This window comes from Bradyrhizobium sp. CB82 (genome assembly GCF_029714405.1).
Classification (GTDB): domain Bacteria; phylum Pseudomonadota; class Alphaproteobacteria; order Rhizobiales; family Xanthobacteraceae; genus Bradyrhizobium.
This window is the reverse complement of record NZ_CP121650.1, coordinates 7,281,640-7,300,586: the sequence shown is the minus strand read 5'-3', so window position 1 is coordinate 7,300,586 and position 18,947 is coordinate 7,281,640. Positions and strand designations below refer to the sequence as shown.

Annotated in this window: 13 protein-coding genes; 12 read left to right on the top strand and 1 reads right to left on the bottom strand. The window is 61.4% G+C overall.

Annotated features, from left to right (window positions below; translation table 11 throughout):
• Positions 1-11 precede the first annotated feature (11 nt).
• Positions 12-887 carry a LysR family transcriptional regulator gene (locus QA640_RS35275; RefSeq protein ID WP_283037400.1) on the top strand — a complete coding sequence of 292 codons (876 nt, stop codon included), beginning with the start codon at positions 12-14 and terminating at the stop codon, positions 885-887.
• On the opposite strand, the gene QA640_RS35270 is transcribed toward QA640_RS35275, so the two are convergent.
• Complete coding sequence (locus QA640_RS35270) at positions 846-2,486, bottom strand: acyl-CoA synthetase (RefSeq protein WP_283037399.1); 1,641 nt, start codon at positions 2,484-2,486, stop codon at positions 846-848. The genes QA640_RS35275 and QA640_RS35270 overlap by 42 nt on opposite strands.
• A gap of 884 nt (positions 2,487-3,370) precedes the next feature.
• Between QA640_RS35270 and QA640_RS35265 the strand changes: the two genes are divergently transcribed.
• The 11 genes from QA640_RS35265 (at position 3,371) to QA640_RS35215 (ending at position 18,881) form a co-directional block, all read left to right on the top strand.
• The gene (locus QA640_RS35265) at positions 3,371-5,329 is read left to right on the top strand and encodes a primary-amine oxidase (RefSeq protein WP_283037398.1); all 1,959 of its coding nucleotides are present in this window, start codon (positions 3,371-3,373) and stop codon (positions 5,327-5,329) included.
• Between the two features lie 100 nt (positions 5,330-5,429).
• Positions 5,430-6,599 (top strand): MFS transporter, encoded by a 1,170-nt coding sequence (locus tag QA640_RS35260; RefSeq protein ID WP_283037397.1) that lies wholly within the window; start codon positions 5,430-5,432, stop codon positions 6,597-6,599.
• A gap of 442 nt (positions 6,600-7,041) precedes the next feature.
• Complete coding sequence (locus tag QA640_RS35255; protein WP_283037396.1) at positions 7,042-7,365, top strand: hypothetical protein; 324 nt, start codon at positions 7,042-7,044, stop codon at positions 7,363-7,365.
• A 923-nt stretch (positions 7,366-8,288) separates the two neighbouring features.
• Entirely contained in the window at positions 8,289-9,572 is a 1,284-nt protein-coding gene (locus QA640_RS35250; protein WP_283037395.1) for an ABC transporter substrate-binding protein, read from the top strand.
• On the top strand, positions 9,560-10,348 hold the full coding sequence (locus QA640_RS35245) for an ATP-binding cassette domain-containing protein (protein ID WP_283037394.1): 789 nt from the start codon (positions 9,560-9,562) through the stop codon (positions 10,346-10,348). Before QA640_RS35250 ends, QA640_RS35245 begins: the two co-directional genes overlap by 13 nt.
• Complete coding sequence (locus QA640_RS35240; protein WP_283037393.1) at positions 10,345-11,112, top strand: ATP-binding cassette domain-containing protein; 768 nt, start codon at positions 10,345-10,347, stop codon at positions 11,110-11,112. Before QA640_RS35245 ends, QA640_RS35240 begins: the two co-directional genes overlap by 4 nt.
• A gap of 3 nt (positions 11,113-11,115) precedes the next feature.
• A complete protein-coding gene (locus tag QA640_RS35235; protein ID WP_283037392.1) occupies positions 11,116-11,997 on the top strand; it encodes a branched-chain amino acid ABC transporter permease in 882 nt (293 codons plus the stop codon).
• A gap of 3 nt (positions 11,998-12,000) precedes the next feature.
• The gene (locus QA640_RS35230) at positions 12,001-13,650 is read left to right on the top strand and encodes a branched-chain amino acid ABC transporter permease (protein WP_283037391.1); all 1,650 of its coding nucleotides are present in this window, start codon (positions 12,001-12,003) and stop codon (positions 13,648-13,650) included.
• 63 nt (positions 13,651-13,713) lie between these two features.
• Positions 13,714-16,035 carry a N,N-dimethylformamidase beta subunit family domain-containing protein gene (locus QA640_RS35225; RefSeq protein ID WP_283037390.1) on the top strand — a complete coding sequence of 774 codons (2,322 nt, stop codon included), beginning with the start codon at positions 13,714-13,716 and terminating at the stop codon, positions 16,033-16,035.
• An 81-nt stretch (positions 16,036-16,116) separates the two neighbouring features.
• Positions 16,117-16,482, top strand: a complete 366-nt coding sequence (locus tag QA640_RS35220) for a hypothetical protein (protein ID WP_283037389.1) — start codon at positions 16,117-16,119, stop codon at positions 16,480-16,482.
• Positions 16,483-16,541: 59 nt separating this feature from the next.
• Entirely contained in the window at positions 16,542-18,881 is a 2,340-nt protein-coding gene (locus tag QA640_RS35215) for a N,N-dimethylformamidase beta subunit family domain-containing protein (RefSeq protein WP_283037388.1), read from the top strand.
• Positions 18,882-18,947 lie beyond the last annotated feature (66 nt).

Genomic DNA, 18,947 nt, shown 5'->3' with positions numbered 1-18,947 from the left:
GAAGGGATCCGATGGATCGCCTGGAAGCGATGTCGACCTTTCTGACCGTGGTCGAGCAGGGTAGCTTGTCCGCGGCGGCGAGGCGATTGAAAACGCCACTCACAACAGTCAGTCGCAACGTATCCGAGCTCGAGGCTCACCTGCGGACGAAGCTCTTCAACCGATCGAGCCGGCAGCTGGTGCTGACGGATGCAGGTACGTCCTACGTTGCGGCTTGTAAGCGCATCCTCACTGATGTGCTCGAAGCGGAGCGTACCGCCTCCGGTGAGTATACCACGCCGACGGGAGAGCTGGCCGTGACGACCCCGCTGGGCCTTGGGCGCATCATTCTGATGCCGATCATCGCGGACTTCCTCAAGACCTATCCGGATATCAAGGTGAGGATGATCCCCATCGATCAGAAGCTGAACCTGGCCCAGGAGCAAATCGATGTCGCGGTGCGCATCGGCGAGTTGCCGGATTCGAGCCTGGTCGCGCTGCGGCTCGGCAGGACGCGCCGGGTGGTGTGCGCCAGTCCCGCCTATCTGGCGGCGCGCGGAACGCCGCGTACGCCTGAAGATTTGGCCGGACATGATTGCATCAGCTATCCCTGCTTCTCGCCACCCGATGTCTGGACATTCCTCAAGGGCAAGGCGACCATAGCCGCGCCGGTGCATACGCGGCTCACCGTCGGCAGCGCGGAAGCGGCTTGTACGGCAGCCCGCGCTGGCGTGGGAATTTCCATCCGTCGGGAACGCACAACTCCGACGAGGCCGTTGTTGGTGCCTTTACGAGCCTCGATGCAATTGGCAGTGTGGTCGGGTGGCGAGTCCAGCAAGCGAACTCCAAGCTGCTCCGAAGGCTGGTCAGGTCGAGATCGCCTTGGCCGATCCGACCCTGTCGCGTAGAACGAACTTCTGGATCTTGCCGGTGGACGTCTTTGGCAACTCTCCGAACACGACGGCCTTCGGCGACTTGAACCCCGGTAGGTGCTCGCGGCAGTAGCCGAGCATGTCGGCTTCGGTGGCGGTCGCGTCCGGCTTCAGCTCGACGAAGGCGCAAGGTACCTCGCCCCACTTTGGATCCGGCTTGGCGACCACGGCAGCGAACAGCACCGACGGATGCTTGTAGAGCACGTCCTCGACCTCGACCGAGGAGATGTTCTCACCGCCGGAGATAATGATGTCCTTGGAGCGGTCCTTGATGATGACATAGCCGTCTTTGTCGACCACGCCGAGGTCACCGGTATGGAACCAGCCGCCGGCGAAGGCATCGCGCGTGGCGTTGGCGTTCTTGAGGTAGCCCTTCATTACGATGTTGCCGCGGAACATAACCTCGCCGATGGTCTCACCGTCACGCGGCACCGGCTGCATGGTATCGGGATCGATGACGGTGACAGCCTCCTGCAGCGGGTAAGGCACACCCTGCCGGCGGGTGAGCTGCGCGCGGTCATCGGTCGAAAGGTCGTCCCAACCAGGCTGGACCGCGCAGAACGCCGCTGGGCCATAAACCTCGGTCAGGCCATACACATGAGTGAGTTTGATGCCGATGCTCTCGGCGCCGGCGAGCACGGCGACCGGCGGGGCTGCGCCGGCGATCAAGCCGTGGACGGATTTGGCCGCGTTGCCACGAGGCGCGCCCGGCGCATTGATGAGCGCGTTGTAGACGATCGGCGCGCCGCTCATGTGGGTGACGCCATGTCGGGCAATCAGGTCGAAGATCTTGGCGGGGTCGACCTTGCGCAGGCAGACGTTGATGCCGGCGGTAACCGCAATGGTCCAGGGAAAACACCAGCCATTGCAGTGGAACATCGGAAGCGTCCACAGATAGACCGGGTGCGTGCCCAGGTTGGCTGCCAGCACATTGCTGACTGCGTTGAGATAGGCACCGCGGTGACAGGTGACGACGCCCTTGGGATCCCCCGTGGTGCCAGATGTGTAGCTGAGCGCGATGGCATCCCACTCGTCTTCGGGATAGCGGGGCAGGAACTGCGAATCGCCCTGGATGATTGCCGATTCATATTCGACCTCGCCGATCCGTTTGCTGTCCTTGAATGCAACATCGTCGACGTCGAAGATAAACGGCTTCGGCGCGGTCATCAGTGTGGTTGCCTCCGCGATCAGGTCAGAGAATTCCGGGTCGACGAAGACGACCCTTGCGCTGCCATGGTCCAACTGAAACGCGATTGAAGCAGCATCGAGCCGCAGGTTTAGTGTGTTCAGCACCGCTCCCGCCATCGGTACGGCAAAGTGAAGCTCATGCATGGCCGGCACGTTTGGTAGCATGGCCGCGACGGTGTCGCCCCCACCGACGCCGAGCGCGGTGAGATAGGAGGCCAGCCGCCGACACCGATCGTAAGTCTCGGCCCACGTGAAGCTGTGGTCCTCATAGATAGTGCTCGTGAGGTGCGGATACACGGTGGCCGTGCGCGCGAGGAAACTCAGCGGCGTCAGCGGTTGGAAATTGGCCGGGTTCTTGTCCAGGCCAATGTTGTAGGGGTCCAGCATGTCTCCTCCTGTTGCACGAACATTGGGCTGGCGTTCCGAACGGCTTGGTCGCGAGCCAACCGGGCGCCGTCTTAGCATCGCGCCTGCAGCCGCAGAATCGGTCAACTAACGTATTGCAGCAATCCGATGCGCAACGCAGACTCAACCATACCATCCGGCCGTTTTCGCAATTCAAATGACAAAGCTCGAAGGACTATTCGAGCGAACTCGACGGGAGAAAATCTACAGGAGGAGCAAATGCCCAACAGCTCGCAACATCTTCGGAATAGAGCAGCAAAGCGCTGTGCGATCTGTAACGGAAAGTTTGGTCTCGTCCGGTACTACAGTTGGCGAACTGCCCTCTGTTCAAAGAAGTGCCGCGAGCAGTTTAAATGCCGCGAGCAGAACGATCGTAGATGGTTGCTCCGCAGGGTTCAGGCCGCCTGACAAATAGCTTCTGTCGTGAGGCGCACATAAGAAAATTTCACCGCTCGCATTGTAATGTTGTCCGCGCGAAAACGTTGGGTGCGTGGCCCAGGTAGGGAACGCTCGCGAGATGCTGGTCATGAGCGCTTCGAATGTCCATTCGTACCTTCCGGCACTCGAAGCATTAAACTCCTAACTATCCGCAGTGTTCGGCGAACGGATTATCGAAATCGGTCAACTGACGTATTGTCGAATGGCGGTGCGCGGAAGAAAATTCGGCTGTCTGTAGCGAGAAAACCGGGCCAGGCGTTCGTCCGATGAGAAACGATCCGTCGAGGTGTGATCTGCATTCGGAATGCCCGGCGGCCGTCGCGTACGGCCGGTGTCGCAGCGGTATTGCTCAAAATGGATGCACGTGTGCGTGCGCATTCCGTCGCTGCGCTCGTCTGCACCCAGTCGCCTATGCAAGGAGCTAACCTATGGACACTGCCACCGCCTCGTCGTCCTGCACGTGCATCCCGGACACGCCTAACACGGATGCCGTAAAGCATCCTCTCGATCCCTTGACGGCCGCCGAAATCGCTGCGGTGATCCGGATCGTCCGCAATGATCTACAGTACGGCGCCGAATTTCTCTTCGAGACGATCGAACTTCTCGAACCTGAGAAATCACTCGTACGTCAGTACAGGCCCGGAGATCCCATAAAAAGAGTGGCGCGGGTCAATCTGTTCGAGGTCAGGGAGGATGGCATCTGGCGTCTGACGGTTTCGCTTGCGCAAGGAAAAGTTCTCACGTCGAAATATTTGCGAACCGCCAAGCCGATGATCCAGCTCGAACAGTTCACGGCCATCGAAGACGCCGTGCGGGCGGCTCCCGAGTTCATTGCCGCCTGCAAGAAGCGCGGCATCGATGACATGTCGCTTGTCTGCATCGATCCGTGGTCGGCGGGTAATTTCGACATTCCGGGTGAGGATGGCCGATATCTCGCGCACGTCTTCGCCTGGCTGCGTCTGCGGGAGAACGACAATCTCTATGCGCACCCGATCGGTGGCCTGAACGCCGTCGTCGATATCAAGACCTACGAAATCATCCGCGTCGACGACCATGAGATCATCCCGATTCCTGAGGCAGAGGTGAATTACGAGGCGGAGTTCATCAAGAACCCGCGCGCCCCCTACAAGCCGCTCAATATCGTACAGCCCGAGGGCGTTTCGTTCAGGCTCGATGGACATCGGCTGGAATGGGATCGCTGGTCCGTGCTTGTCGGTTTCAATTCGCGCGAAGGCCTGACTCTGCATGACATCAGCTACGACGGGCGGCCGATCGCGCATCGCGCGTCGCTGGTGGAAATGGTCGTCCCGTATGGCACCACAGACAAGGGACATTTCCGGAAGAATGTTTTCGACATCGGCGAGTACGGCATCGGCAAGCTCGCCAATTCGTTGAAGCTCGGCTGCGACTGCCTCGGCGCGATCGCTTATCTCGACGCACATCTCGCGACGATGGACGGCAGGGTGGTCACCATCGAAAACGCCATCTGCATCCATGAGGAGGACGCTGGCCTGCTGTGGAAGCATTGGGACTTTCGCTCCAACAACGTCGAGTCGAGGCGTGCCCGCAGGCTGGTCATCTCTTGCATCGCGACGGTCGCCAACTACGAGTATGGCCTGTTCTGGTACTTCCACACGGACGGCTCGATCCAGTTCGAGCTCAAGGCGACCGGCATCATCAACACCGCCGCATGCCATCCGGGCCAGCCCGGCAAGTATGGCAAGGAAGTCGCCCCCGGCGTCGTGGGCCACATCCACCAGCACATCTTTTGCGCGCGGCTGGACATGAACGTCGATGGCGAAGACAACAGCGTCGTCGAGCTCAACACCCAGGCTGATCCCTGGGGACCCGACAATGTCTATGGCAACGGCTTCTATGAAGAGGAAACGGTTCTGAAGACGGAGCTGGGCGGGTGCCGTCAGGCGAACCCGGCGACGCATCGGGCCTGGAAGGTTATCAACCCCAATCGCAAGAATTGGGTCGGCACGCCGACGGGCTACAAGCTCGAGGCCAGCCATCCGGTGACACCATTCATCCATCCGGAGTCGCCGTCGGGCAGGCGGTCGACCTTCATCAAGAACCAGCTCTGGGTCACGGCCTTCGATCCCGAAGAGCGATATCCGGCTGGCGAACACATGAACCACTCGGACGGAAGTGGTGGCGTCGCTGATTTCGTCAGGAAAAACCGGAATATCGAGAACACTGATATCGTGCTCTGGCACGTCTTCGGTCTTCACCATCAGGTCCGTCCCGAAGACTTTCCCGTTCAACCCTGCATCTTCACCGGCTTCAAGCTGATGCCCAGTGGCTTTTTCGATCGCAATCCCGGCATCGATCTCGCGCCTGACAGGAACGCCGCGAGTTGTCATGCGCAGGCCGCTGAGTAGGGCACGGCTCGCTACCGGATCTGTTGCATCGCAGCTCGTCCGACCGGCATCGCGGGCCGGTCGCCTCTCGTCGGTTGGATGGGCAGCGCGCTCTAAGTCGATGACCTCTGCAATCTTCGCTTTCGCGATCTTTGCAGGCTCGGCCGCGCGCGTCCTCCCCGCGTTGCTGGCCGTCCCCATCCAGCAGGACCTGGGGTGGCAAACCTCCGACGTGGCCTGGCCGATTACGCTCGGCGTCGCAGTCTCCGCATGCGCATCGCCGTTCGCGGCGCATGGCCTCGAACGATGGGGCGTTCGATCGCCGCTGGTCGCCAGCCTGGTTCTCCTTGCGCTATCGCTTGCATCGACGACGCGCGCGACGTCGCCATGGCACCTCGCTGTGGCCTGGGGACTGGGCGTTGGATTCAGTGGCTCTTTGAGCGCCTCCCTTCTAGGCGCGATAGTCGGGAGTCGTGGCGACGCGTCGCATTGCGGCACACGCTCCGGTCTCCTGGCGTCGATGCAGTTGCTGGGATCGGCGGCGGGACTGCTGGTGGCATCGCGCGCGGTCAGTGCGCTCGATTGGTGCTTCGTGTTCCAGGCCGCCGCCGTCGGCGTGCTGGCCACGGCCTTCGCAGTCGCTCTTGTCCCTGCATCCGGACGAGGAGCCACTCCACAGAAGCCCAAGCCCAACCGATACGCGTCACCGTGTCCAACGGGGAAGAACTGGCGGTTCTGGGCCCTGGCAACGGTCTTCTGCATCTGCGGCGCGTCGACATCTGGCTTGATCGACGGCCGGCTCGGTATGCTCTGCATGGGCGCGGGCCTCAGCCTCTCGTCGAGCGCCGACGTAATGGCCATCGTTGTGATCGGCGGCGCGATCGGAAGCACGGTGAGCGGATATCTCGCGGATCGTTATCCCGCGCAAACGCTGCTGGCGGTCTATTTCGTGCTCCGCGCGCTCCTCTTGCTTTGGCTTCCGTTTACCGGCTTCAGCGTTGTCGAATTGGCCCGGTTCGGCGCGCTCTATGGCCTCGATGCGGCACTGACGTTTCCTGCGCTCATCAGGCTGATGTCCGGAAATCTCGGCATGTGCCGCGTCGGCAGAGCGATGGGCTGGATGACGGTCGCACACCTGGCAGGAGCCACGATTGCCTCTGCCGGGGTCGGAGCCCTTGGTCTCGCAGCCTATGCGGTCGGATTCGCCTGCGTTGGCCTTGCCTGCCTCGTGGCCGCGGGGCTCGTGGTGCTTCTGAGGGATGCGCCCGCGCAAGACGCGCCATCCGGCTGACGTGGTCGCGGCCCGTCAATGGCCGGCGAGGTTCCGAGACCGCCGGGAAGGGGACTCCGCCAGCAGCAGTCCTTCGGACACCGCAAGTGCCGCGAGTCGCGTGCGCGAGTCGCAGCTCATCTTCGAGGATGTGCTCGATATGCGTGGAAACCGTGCGGGGCGACACGAAGAGTTGCTCGGCGATGTTGGGATTTGAAGCGCCACTGGTCACGAGATGCAGGATCTGAATCTCCCGAAGCGAGAGATTATACGGCCAGCGAATGCATTGCTCAGTGATAAGGAGGATATTTCCGCGGCAGGGCGTGATCGTGACCTGGTGGCAGCGGCCGGCCTCGTCCGGCCAGACGAAACGTTGAGCTCTGGCGGACTTCGCCTTCTCCAGCACGAGCCGACGAAGCTCTCCGCCCTCGATGAGATGGGGTCCCGGACTGCGGTTGGGTAAGTGAAATGCAAAACCGTTCGGCGAGACCGCGATCGCGTAGGCGCCTGGCGCCAGCTCATCGGCCAGAAGCTGTGGTGTCCTGAGCTGATCGCAGATGTTCAGCAGAATCGGGCGGAAGCGCTCCGTCATCTCGCGGTGCTCGTCCTTGGCGTGCGCCTCCTTGGACCAGCTCATGTGGATGGCCCCGATGTAGCGGCCATCCGCGACGCGCAGGCACATCGTCGAGCCTTCCCTGAATCCATCCGGCATCAGGTATTCCTGAGCGGTGAATGTATCTGGCAAATTGAGATTCCAGTCACGCTTGTAGTCTCGCCACCGCAGTGAGTGCGTGTCCTTCTCGCGCGCGATGGCGTAAGCCGGGCATGAGTTAGGGAATCCGTCGAGCACGTAGGACATCGTTCTGTCCGTATACCCGTCGACGGCCAGAAAGCGATGGGTTCGGGATATCGGATCCATCGCGACCAGGGCGATCGCCTCGCTCCTCACGAACTCGCGCAACAGACGGGTTACCTGCGTTGCCTGATCAATGATCTGATCATTCAGGGCTGCCGCCGGTGTATCGAGCCGTATTGCTGCTGTCATCGTATGGTCGATCGCTGCCGATTTCACGGTGAGCCTCCAGCTCGTGAAAGATCTTGCCGACGGTTCGTGATCGAATCTTCTTCTTGGCCGCTAACTATCCGTTAGCCCCGGCGGGATTGCGGAGACCTCCGCGGTCTAAGAGCAAGGACCGCGCCAACCAATTCGAGGTGCCACATCGCTACAGTGGCCATTCGCTCCGCCGATCTCGACCGTCCTGGATCGAAGCCACAAGCGGAGGCGAAAGCTGCAATTGCATGTTAGAGGCGGTCATTCCTTTAGTCAAAGCAGTGTCACAATCAGGGCCAGCAATTCTGACGCAAAAGGGCTGCAACGCCGTCGACTGATGAAAATCTGGGCTTGGCTTGCTGCGCAAGTTATCACCCCAAGCCCTGTTCGCGCCCGCAGCGTAGGTTCTGGATCACCTCCTGGCCCGTCCCGACCGGCTCCAAAATCGGTCAGCTGACGTATTGCTGAAAATCGCCGGGAAACCGAAGCTTCGATTGCGCGGTTCGACTGTACTTCACCAGTCCGGTCATCCGGATGCAGGTCCAGGGCCGCAATCACCCGGCGGTCGCATGGATGCGCCGTCGTCATTCACATGAAATCCGGCCGGTCTCGGTTGCGATGCCGAGAACCCACGCGCGCGATTGCAGGAGGTCACTCAGATGGTTTTGGGACTCACCAGGCGTTCAGTGACTGCGGGCATCGGCGCGGCTATCGCTGCGCCATTCGTTGGACGGCCGGCGCTTGCGGCGCAGCCGATCGTTCTCGGCGTTCCCTACTGTCAGACGGCCGCTGCCGGTGTTGCGGATCATCAGGATTTCCTGAATGGCACGACGCTGGCGATGGAAGAGATCAATGCTGCAGGCGGCATCCTCGGGAGGCCGCTAAAGCTGTTCACAACCGACATGAACGTTCTTTCGCCGGAATCCTCCAAGCAGGCGCTTGCCGCCTGCGTGGACGCCAAGGTCGACGCGATCTCCTTTGCTTTTACGCTCGTCCCGTTGCCGGCGATGGACGCGACCGTGAAGTACAAATGTCCCTACATCAACGGAAACGCACAACGCGCCGGCACCTCTGCCGTGAAAGAGCAACCGGATAAATACAGCCACATCTTCCAGTTTTGTCCGTCTGAGGTGAACTATGGATGGAGCTACGCTCTCTGGCTGGAAGACCAGGAGCAGGGGGGCGTCTGGAAACCAAAGAACCGCAAGGTTCATATCATTCAGGAGCAGATCGGTTACTGCCAAACGATATCGCGTGCGGCCCAGGAAGCGATCAAGCGGCGCGGCAAGTTCGAAGTCGCCCGCATTACGGATATCCAGTATCCCGTGCAGGACTGGGCACCGGTCATTCGCGAGATGAAGGAGGTCGATGCCGCCGCGATCATGGTGGACCATTGGGTGGCTGCTGAATACGCCGCTTTCTGCAAACAGTTTGTGGCAAGCCCGGTGCGCGATTCGCTCGTCTATCTTCAGTACGGCCCCTCGCAGCCGGAATTCCTCGAGCTTGCCGGTTCGGCGGCGAACGGCTTCGTCTGGGGCACGACCATGGGCATCTATGGTGACGAGAGGGGGCTCGCCTACAGGCAGAAGTACAAGAAGCGTTTCCCCGGCATTGCCGGGCTTGCCTACACCGGCATTGCCTACGATCAGACCTACTACCTCAAGAAGGCCTGGGAAGCGGTCGGCGATCCCCGGAAGTTCAGGGAGGTCTGCGACTGGATCCGGGCCAACCCGCAACGCGGCGTCTGCGGCTACGTCGATATGGGCAACCCATATCAGGAAGCGCTCCATTTCCCAGACAATGGGGGGGACGAATTGCAGGCGCGCAAGCTCGAGGCCGGCGTCGCGCAGCTCTATGTCCAGATCCAGGGTGGCGAGCACAAGATCGTCTATCCCGGTCCGGTCTCGGAAACGAAGCTGAGCTCTGCGCCGTGGTGGAGCTGATGCTCAGACAACTCTCACGAAACGGTACGGCTGAACAGGGCGGAAAGGCCGCCCTGTTCTCCTGCAGCGGCATCTCGCTCGATCTCGGCGGTCGCGAGATCCTCCGCGATATCAACCTGCATGTTGAGGCCGGGGAAGTGCTGGGCATCATCGGACCGAACGGCGCGGGCAAGACCAGTCTGTTTGAAATCCTCTCTGGCCGTATGCCGCCAAAGAGCGGCTCAGTGTGGTTCAAGGGCGAGAATGTTACGGGCTTGCCGTTGTATTCCCGCTCGCGCCTGGGGATCGGCCGCACGTTCCAGACGCCGGTGGTCCCTGACGAACTGACCGTCGGCGAGACGTTCAAGGCGGCGCGTCAGGCTCATCGTCCGTTTCTCACCAGGTTCGATGCTGAATATGGCGCCGATCTCGTCGGTCTGAAGATCAGTGACGATACGCCGGCGACGCAGCTCGAGACCTTCAACCGGCGCAAATTGCTGCTGGCCTGCCTGCTGATGCGCCGGCCCTCGTTGCTGCTGCTGGATGAGCCGGCGGCCGGCCTGATCAATTCGGAGGTCGACGAGATCGATACTCTGCTGCGGATCCTCGCCAAGGAAATGAACATTGCGATCCTCATCGTCGAGCACCGCATCGAGCTCCTCGGGACGATCGCGGACCGCATTCTGGTAATGGATGCCGGGGAGGTCATTTCCGAGGGGCTGATGGACGACGTCATGGCGGACCCGAAGGTCCACGCGGCCTACTTCGAGGATTTCAGCGAAGAGGCCGATGCATGAATATCTCCGTGAGCAACCATTTGCCGGGCGCTCCGGCGCGTCAGCCGCAGCGCGAGGTCCTGAACGTCAAGCGACTGTCCGCAGGCTATGGGCCGGTTCGCGTCATCCACGATCTCGACCTCGTCGTTCAGTGTGGGGAGCGGATCGGCATCGTCGGCTTGAATGGCCATGGCAAGTCGACCCTGTTCTATGCAATCGCCGGACTTACCGGCTGGCAGCGCGGCTCGATCAAGCTGAACGGCAGGGAGGTCGGTCGCACGCGAAGCCAGGGGCCGGGGCGCTACACCCACGAGATCGTGCGCGCAGGATTGGCGTTGATTCCTCAAGGCGACGAGATCTTCCATGGCCTGACCGTCGAGGAGCATCTCGATTCCGGGGCCTACACCGCGGCGGCCTGGCGCGATCGCGCTGCGCGCAAGCTCCGCATCCTGGAGATATTTCCACCGTTGCGGAAGCTGATGGGCGTACCCGTGGGGCGCCTGTCGGGCGGCGAACGGCGCATGGTGTCGATCGGCCGCGGCCTGATGACGGATGCGTCGCTCTTCCTCGTCGACGAGCCATCGCTCGGGCTGGCACCCAAGATCGGCAAGAGCGTGATCAACGCACTGATGGCTGTCAAGCTCGGGAATGCCGCGATGATCATTGCGGAGCAGAACGTTGCGCTGCTCGAGGGACGGGTCGATCGCGTCATCGGCATGCATGTCGGAAAGCTCAAGGGTGAGGCTTCGGCGGCACTCGCGTTGAACGTTTATCGAAAGGCGTAAAACGTGGATATCTGGTTCATCGTCAGCAACACCATCGTCCTTGCGTGCATTTACGGCACGCTTGCGATCGGAATTTCGATCACGTGGTCGAGCCTCGGCCTGCTCAACCTCGCCTACGGCTTCATATTTGCATTCGCGGGCTATGGCGCCTGGCTGTTTGCCCAGCATGTCTCCACATCGGGGCCTGCAGTACTGGCCGCGGGTATCCTCGCAGGCGCGCTCGGGGGAGTGGTCATCTGTGCGGTTGGGTTCATACCGATCCACGACAAACCAAACTTCACCATTCGGGGTCTGATTGCGACGCTCGCGATCAATCTGATCGGCACGCAATTCCTGCTCTGGTGGTTCGGCCCGCGATCGAAGAGCCTGCCTGAAATCTTCGGCAACTGGTCGGTGTCCTTGCCGGGTGTGGTCTTCACCGCGGACAAGGTCGGGAACGTGGCGACATCCGTCCTGATATTGGCGGTCGTTCTGAGGTGGATGCAGTCGAGCCGCCGCGGCCTCGAAATCCGCGCCATGATGATGAATCCGCATGCGGCATCCATCGTCGGCATCGGCGTTCGGCGAACCTCGTTTTACGTCATGGGCATCACGGGCGGGTTGGCGGGCCTCGCGGCCGTTCTCCTCTCCCAAACCTACTATATTTCGCCGTTCGGCGGACTGATGCCGATGATCAAGGGCGTCAGCATTGCGCTTTGCGGCGGGCTGGGCAGCGTGCGCGGCGCCGTTATCGCGGCGATCGTGCTCGGCCTGAACGAGGCGCTGACGGGCATATCGATCGGCGGCCGCTACGTTCTCATCACCCAGTTCGTTGTGATCATCGTCATCCTCTTGGTCCGTCCGCGCGGCATCGCCGGGCTGCTCGACAAGGCGAGGGAGGCCTGAGCAATGTCAATTGATAGCGGCGTCAAGTGGCGCAATCCGCTCTTCGTCTGGGGCGGCAAGCGTGACGTCGAAGAGCTTCCGACCATTCCGTTCCGCAGCCACCAGGAGGTCTGGGAAAGAACTCGTCGATCGGCGACGAAGCTGAATGCCGTCGGCCGTCTTCGCTACTACTACAAATGGCCAGGCCACGGCGGAACGATGTGGAATCGTCTTCGCTACTGGCCGACGCGTCGCCGCGTGCTTCGCCTGCGCGGGGAGTATAACCCAAAGACCTTGCGCGCGGAGAAGACGATCGTCGACAAGCGGCCGATCTGGTGGATGTTGGGGCTTCTTGCGCTGGCGATCGCTCCCCTGTTCACGCCCGGCGATCTGCAGAACACGCTGCTGACGGCGGGAGCCACCTTCGGCATCTATTCCGCCATCAGTCTGTGCTGGATGCTCATCATGGGCACTGCGGGCGTCTTTTCGCTCGCCACCTATGCAGTCGTCGGGACGGCCGCGTTCGTCACGGCATTGCTTGCGGTCAAGTTCGCATTACCCTGGTGGTTGTTGCCGCCGATCGGCGCGCTGGTAGGGCTGGTCTTCGGCGGGATCATCGCGCTGCCGGCCACGCGGCTCGACGGATTCTATTATGCGCTTCTCACCCTTGGGCTCAACGAGCTCTGCCGGGTCTACTTCGTGACGTCGAAGGAGTTCGGGTCCGCGAATGGCGGCCTGTATGGCGCCAGGACCTATATACCGGAAGACTGGTCGCAGCTCGGTCAGCTGCTCCTGGCGTATTACGCCTGCTTCGGCCTGATGCTGCTCGCGTTGCTGCTCTACCGGTTCGTCAACGGCCGCAGGCTTGGACGAATCCTTCGCATGGCGCCCGAAAAGCGCGAGGCCTTCGCCGAGGCGACGGGAGTCAACTTTCGCCAGGCGCGCGTCTGGGTGTTCCTCATCTCATCTGCGGCGCTGGGCTTCATCGGCGGATTCTACACCTCGAATTTCGGCGGCGTGGCGTTCTCGATCTTCAACTTCGATACCGTGCTGCTCGGCCTCGCCATGCTGGTGATCGGTGGCGTTGGACGTGCGGAAGGGGCGGTGGTCGGCACCCTCATCGTTGTATTCTTCGACCAGGTGCTGAATACGTGGGGACCGGCTCGTTTCATGATCATCGGGCTCATCATGCTCCTGGTCGTGCTTTACCTCCGCAACGGGCTGTTCGGGATCAAAGCGCAGTTCCGTGCCTGGCGCGACAAGAAGAAGAGCGAGCGGCGATCGACCCGAGCGGAGAAGGGCGGCGAGATGCTACCCGAGGAGGCGACCGAGGCCGACGACAAGAGCGTCATCTACCAGCGGCGCCACGACAAGATGACCCGCGACCATCTCAAGACGCTGGTGTCGCCGGAGATCATCGAGGAGCATCGCCATTCCCTCAACGGGCAGCACAGTGAGGCGCTGGAACGGCTGCTGATCTACTTCCGCACTCGTCCTCAGGTGGAGAAGTACGCCATCATGGCCGTGGAACGCTTCGAAGGCTATCGCATCGTCGCTCTATCCGGACATCGCGGCGTGGCGCCGCGTGTAGTCGAGGACCGGATCTACGCGACGCCGGATGAGGCCTGCCACGGCGTCTTCATGCGGCGCGTTCAGGATCTGCTGGAGTCCTGATCACGGATGAAGCGTGTCCGTCCTGCGCGGCGGACGTTGGGCTCGTAAACGAGGGAGTTGGTGGTGACACCGGTCAGACTTTTTGGCTACACGGACAGGATCTCGGTCAAGCCGGGCGAGACCATTCAGTTTCATGTCAGCGCCGAGGGGACGGATACCGCTGAGGCGCAACTGGTGCGCCTGATCCATGGCGATCAGAACCCAGCAGGACCAGGCTTCGTCGAGGAACAGGTGGCGTGTGCCGCGAACGGCAGGTGGCGGGTCGAGCCGCAGTTCACCCAGGTAGGATCGTTTCTCGAGGTCGATGATCCCGAGGGGCGGCTGGCGTTCGCAAACAGCTTCACTCTGTTCGCCTTCGTTCACCCGACTTGGCCAGCATCCGGAAAGCGGCAGACCATAATCGGCCGATGGGACGGCGATCGAAAGCAGGGCTACGGGATCGGCATCGACGAGAAAGGCTATCTGCAGTTTTGGATCGGACGCGGCGAAGAGATCGAGCGCCTGACGGCCAACGTGCCGCTGCAGGTGCAGATGTGGTATTTCGTGGCCGCGACCTTCGATGCCGAGACCCGGCGTGCGACCTTGCACCAGGTCGGTGTCGGCAACAGGTACAACGGCCTGTTAGGCAAGGTTGCGCTGGTGGACTACGAATCCCGCAAATCTGCGGGCTTCCGGAGCAGGCCCGGCAGCCTGGACTCAACTCCGTTTCTCATGGCAGGTTCGCGTAGCCGCGACGCGCAACAGCGTACGTGCGTGTCGGAGCTCTATTGGGGCAAGATCGACCGGTGCGGCGCGTTTGACCAGGCCCTACAGCCCGCCGAGCTCGACACGATCAGGAGCGGGCTCGTACCCGCGATGGACAGCCTGGTCGCGTACTGGGATACGAGCGCTGGATACACCGACCGCGGCATCGGTGATCTCGTGGTCGACGTCGGCCGGCACAAGCTGAATGCCCGAGGATACAATCGGCCCGTTCGCGGCCAGACCGGCTGGAACTGGGACGGCTTCACCGATTGTTTCCGTCTGGCTCCGCAAGAGTTCGGGGGGATCGAGTTTCATGCCGACGCGCTGACGGATTGCAATTGGAAGGCGACCAAGACCGTCGCCCTGCCGCTCGGCCTCAAAAGCGGCTGTTATGCCATGAGGCTGCGATCTGGCTGGGGAAAGAGCGTGAGCGAGGAGCATGTCGTCTTCTTCGTGCGGCCGGGAAGGCCGCGGGCGCGTATTGCATTCCTGTTTCCGACACTCACCTACCTTGCCTTTGCGAACGAGCGCCTGAGCTTCGATCACCCGGAGCGCGAAGCTTTGACGGGACAGCCGGCTGTGCTGTCCGATATCGACATCGAGATGTATATGCGAGCCGATTTCGGGCTGTCGACATACGACATGCACGCCGATGGCATTGGCGTGTGCTACAGCTCCTATCACCGTCCGGTCATGAACATGCGGCCGAGGTACAGGATGCCGAGCCTCGATGTGGCTTCGGGATTGGCTGCGGACCTATCGATCATCGCATGGCTGGACCAGAGCGGCTTCGAGTACGAGGTCCTGACCGACGAGGACCTCCATCGCGACGGGTCGGAGGCGTTGTCGCCGTACGCATGCGTTATCAGCGGCTCGCGCCCGGAATACTACACCGAGCGAATGCTGGATGCGACCGAGGATTATATCGCCGGCGGCGGTCGTTACATCTATGCAGGCGGCAACGGGTTCAACGCCACGGCCGGCATTCGCGACGGCGAACCATGGATCATGGAATGTCGACGTCGCGATGATGGGTACAAGCCGTGGGTGTCACGTTACGGCGAGCACTACATGGCAACGGACGGGATGCGTGGTGGTCCCTGGAAGGTGCTCGGACGGGCGACCCAGAAGCTGGTTGCCATAGGCCTGAGCAGCTCGGGCGGTGGACGAAGCGAACCATACCGGAGGATGCCGGACAGCTATCACCGCACCGTATCCTGGATCACCAAAGGTGTCGATGGCGAGATCATCGGTGACGCCGGTCTTGCCAATGACGGCGCCGCGGGGCTGGCGCTCGACTATTATGACCGCGCTCTGGGCACGCCGCCGCACACCAAGATCATCGCCTCGTCAGGGGGCCACACGGACAGCTATGTCGTGAACCAGCAACTCGTCCTCTATTCCTACCTTGGGCTCTATGGGTCGTACGACTGGCGGGTTCATGCCGACATGACCTACTTCACGGCCCCCCATGGCGGCGCCGTGTTTGCATGTGGCTCGGTCGCATTCGCGCAATCGCTGCCGATCAACACTTTCAGGAACAGCGCATCCCGAGTGCTGGCGAATGTCGTGGAGGCATTCGCGGGGGCCGGCAGATTACCCGGGTTCGCATGGGTCAATGAGGAAAAGCAGTGGGCATGAAACAGCCGTCGCAGAATGGCGTGCCGGTACGCCCGGCCGACATGCTTCGCGTCAGGCATTTGCAGTTCTGGAGAGTTGAGAATGTTGCCTCTCGAGTATGACAGGTCCCAGGACCGTGACATCATCGTCCGGGATCGGTTCGACGGCTGCCGCCGCGAGTTTTTGCGGACACTCGTGACTCCCGAGGTGATCGAAGAGCACCGGCGGTCGCCTCTGGGACAGCACAGCGAAAGGCTCGAGCGACTGTTGATCTATTTCCGTCAACGACCGCTCGACGAAAGATATGCGGTCAGAGCAATCGAGCCGTTCCGCCGTTATCAGGTGGTCAAGCTGTCGGGGCGTCGGGGAGTTCCACCGCGTGTGATTGATACGGGCATCTACACATCCGCGAACGAGGCCCGTCACGGCCTGTTCCTGCGCTGCATCCGCGACCTTCTCGAAACCTAGCGCAACACGCCCGCCGGGCAGGGCACCTTGTCCGGCTTCTCGATGGGAAACTCCGCACCATGGCGCAGATCAAGATATTCGGTTACGCAGACAAGATCTCGGCGAAGCCGGGCGATACCATACAATTTCATGTCAGTGCCGACGGCACGTCGACCGCTGAAGCTCATCTCGTGCGCCTGATCCATGGCGACGAGCATCCGCATGGTCCGGGATTCATCGAGGAAGAAATCGACTGCGTCGCCAACGGCACCTGGCAGGTCGAGAAGCAGTTCACGCAGGTTGGTGCCTTCCTCGAGGTGACCGACCCCAATCGCAAGCTCGCGCTGGATAGCAGCATCACGCTCTGTGCATTCATCTGGCCGACATGGCCGGATGTCGGGCATCGACAATGCCTGCTCGGCCGCTGGGACAATGACAAGAATCACGGCTACGGCCTCGGGATCAATCCGAGCGGTAGGCTGGAGTTCTGGGTCGGTTGCGGAAACGAGATCGACTATCTCCAGGCTGAGCTGCCGTTGCAGAAGCAGGCCTGGTATTTCGTCGCGGCCACTTTCGATGCGCGAAGCGGTCGCGCCACGCTGTACCAGGAAGGCGTCGTGAACCGCTACAACAGCCTGCTCAGCAAGGTCGCGCCGGTCGACTACCGATCGCATGTGTCGGAGGTGTTTCGGTTCAGACAGAACAACCTGGTCGATACGCCGTTCCTCGTGGCCGGCTCGCGCGACTGGCACGCACTGCGCGGTCACTTCGTATCGCAGCTCTACTGCGGAAAGATCGATCGTTGCGGTGTGTTCGATCGCCCGTTGGGTCGCGAGGAACTCGACGCGATCCGCGCGGGCGGACAGCCTCCATCATACGGCATGGTGGCATATTGGGACACCACGAAGGGTTACACCGACCACGGCATCGGCGATGTCGTGGTCGACATTGGACCAAACCGCCTTGACGCGAACGGCTACAACAGGCCGGTACGTGCGCAGACCGGCTACAACTGGAACGGCCGCAACGACTGCTTCCGCCTCGCCCCGCATGAATACGGCGGCATCGAATTCCATGCCGACGCGATGATCGACAGCAACTGGAAAGTCACAAAGACGTTCGAGCTGCCCGAAATACTGCGCAGCGGCGCCTACGCCATGAGGTTACGCGCCGGCGACGGCAAGGGCCTCGCCGAGGAGTACATCGTTTTTTTCGTCCGGCCCCGCGTGCCGACCGGGCGCATCGCTCTGCTGTTTTCCACGGCAACCTATATCGCTTATGCCAATGAACGTTTCGCGACCGACGGCCAGATCGTGCAGCCAATGGCCGGTCAACCGCCGACAATCTCCGAGGTCGACATTGAAATATATGAAAATCCGGAGTTCGGCGGGGGCTGCTACGACTCGCATGCAGATGGCGCAGGCATCTGCTATTCGAGCTATCGCCGCCCGCTGGTGAACATGCGGCCGAAATACCGGATCTCCGCCTTCGACCTGCCCTGGAATTTTCCGGCTGATCTCTCGATCCTGGCGTGGCTTGAGCACAAGGGATACGACTACGACGTCCTGACCGATGAAGATGTTCATCTGGAGGGTGTCGCCGCAATGGCCCCCTATGCATGCATCCTCAATTCCACCCATCCGGAATATCATTCCGAGCGCATGCTCAATGCGCACGAGGATTACATCGCCGGCGGTGGGCGCTTCATCTGCATGGGCGCGAACAGCTTCTGCTGCAATGTGGCGTTTCGCGATGACGAGCCGTGGATTATGGAGTGCCGCAAGACCGGTGGACACTGGATCGCCTGGGCAGCACGGCCGGGCGAATACTACCTTGCCACGACGGGGCAGATGGGTGGAATCTGGACCGGCTTTCAGCGCTGGGGGCAGAAGCTGGTCGGCAATACGTTCGCCGGCGAGGGCTTCGCCCATAGCCAGCCCTACCGGCGGATGCCCGACAGCTACGATCCTGCGCTCGCCTGGATCACCGAAGGAATCGAAGGCGAGATCATCGGTGATTTCGGCCTGGGCAACGGCGGGGCGGCGGGCATTGAGATCGACTGCTACAAGCTGGGGTTCGGCACGCCGCCTAACACGAAGATCATCGCATCCTCGGGTGGTCACCCCGACAACTACATTGCCCACGACGAGGAGGGTGCGCACGCGCATCAGGGTTTCAGCGGAACGCACAACTACATCCTGCGGGCCGATATGGTGTACTTCGAGGCGCCGAACAACGGTGCAGTGTTTGCAACCGGATCCATCGCATTCGGAAGTGCCCTTCCCATCAACGGCTTCGAGAACAACGTCTCGCAGCTCCTGAGCAACGTGGTGAACGCGTTCGTCAAGCCGGGTCCGTTGCCCGGTTCGTCGAACAGGCCTAGGGAGAATATAGGAAGATTTGAGCGAGTTGATCCCTAGATCGAGCCAAATCCAGCTCACGTGGCGAGGTGTCGAGTCCAGGGTCCAGAGATGACAAGCAGAGCG

What these genes read in the sequence shown, in the direction of transcription:
- QA640_RS35275 (WP_283037400.1), top strand. Translation starts at nt 12, where the DNA reads ATGGATCGCCTGGAAGCGATGTCGACCTTTCTGACCGTGGTCGAGCAG.
- QA640_RS35240 (WP_283037393.1), top strand. Translation starts at nt 10,345, where the DNA reads ATGAATATCTCCGTGAGCAACCATTTGCCGGGCGCTCCGGCGCGTCAG.
- QA640_RS35260 (WP_283037397.1), top strand. Translation starts at nt 5,430, where the DNA reads ATGACCTCTGCAATCTTCGCTTTCGCGATCTTTGCAGGCTCGGCCGCG.
- QA640_RS35215 (WP_283037388.1), top strand. Translation starts at nt 16,542, where the DNA reads ATGGCGCAGATCAAGATATTCGGTTACGCAGACAAGATCTCGGCGAAG.
- QA640_RS35230 (WP_283037391.1), top strand. Translation starts at nt 12,001, where the DNA reads ATGTCAATTGATAGCGGCGTCAAGTGGCGCAATCCGCTCTTCGTCTGG.
- QA640_RS35270 (WP_283037399.1), bottom strand. Translation starts at nt 2,486, where the DNA reads ATGCTGGACCCCTACAACATTGGCCTGGACAAGAACCCGGCCAATTTC.
- QA640_RS35220 (WP_283037389.1), top strand. Translation starts at nt 16,117, where the DNA reads ATGTTGCCTCTCGAGTATGACAGGTCCCAGGACCGTGACATCATCGTC.
- QA640_RS35265 (WP_283037398.1), top strand. Translation starts at nt 3,371, where the DNA reads ATGGACACTGCCACCGCCTCGTCGTCCTGCACGTGCATCCCGGACACG.
- QA640_RS35250 (WP_283037395.1), top strand. Translation starts at nt 8,289, where the DNA reads ATGGTTTTGGGACTCACCAGGCGTTCAGTGACTGCGGGCATCGGCGCG.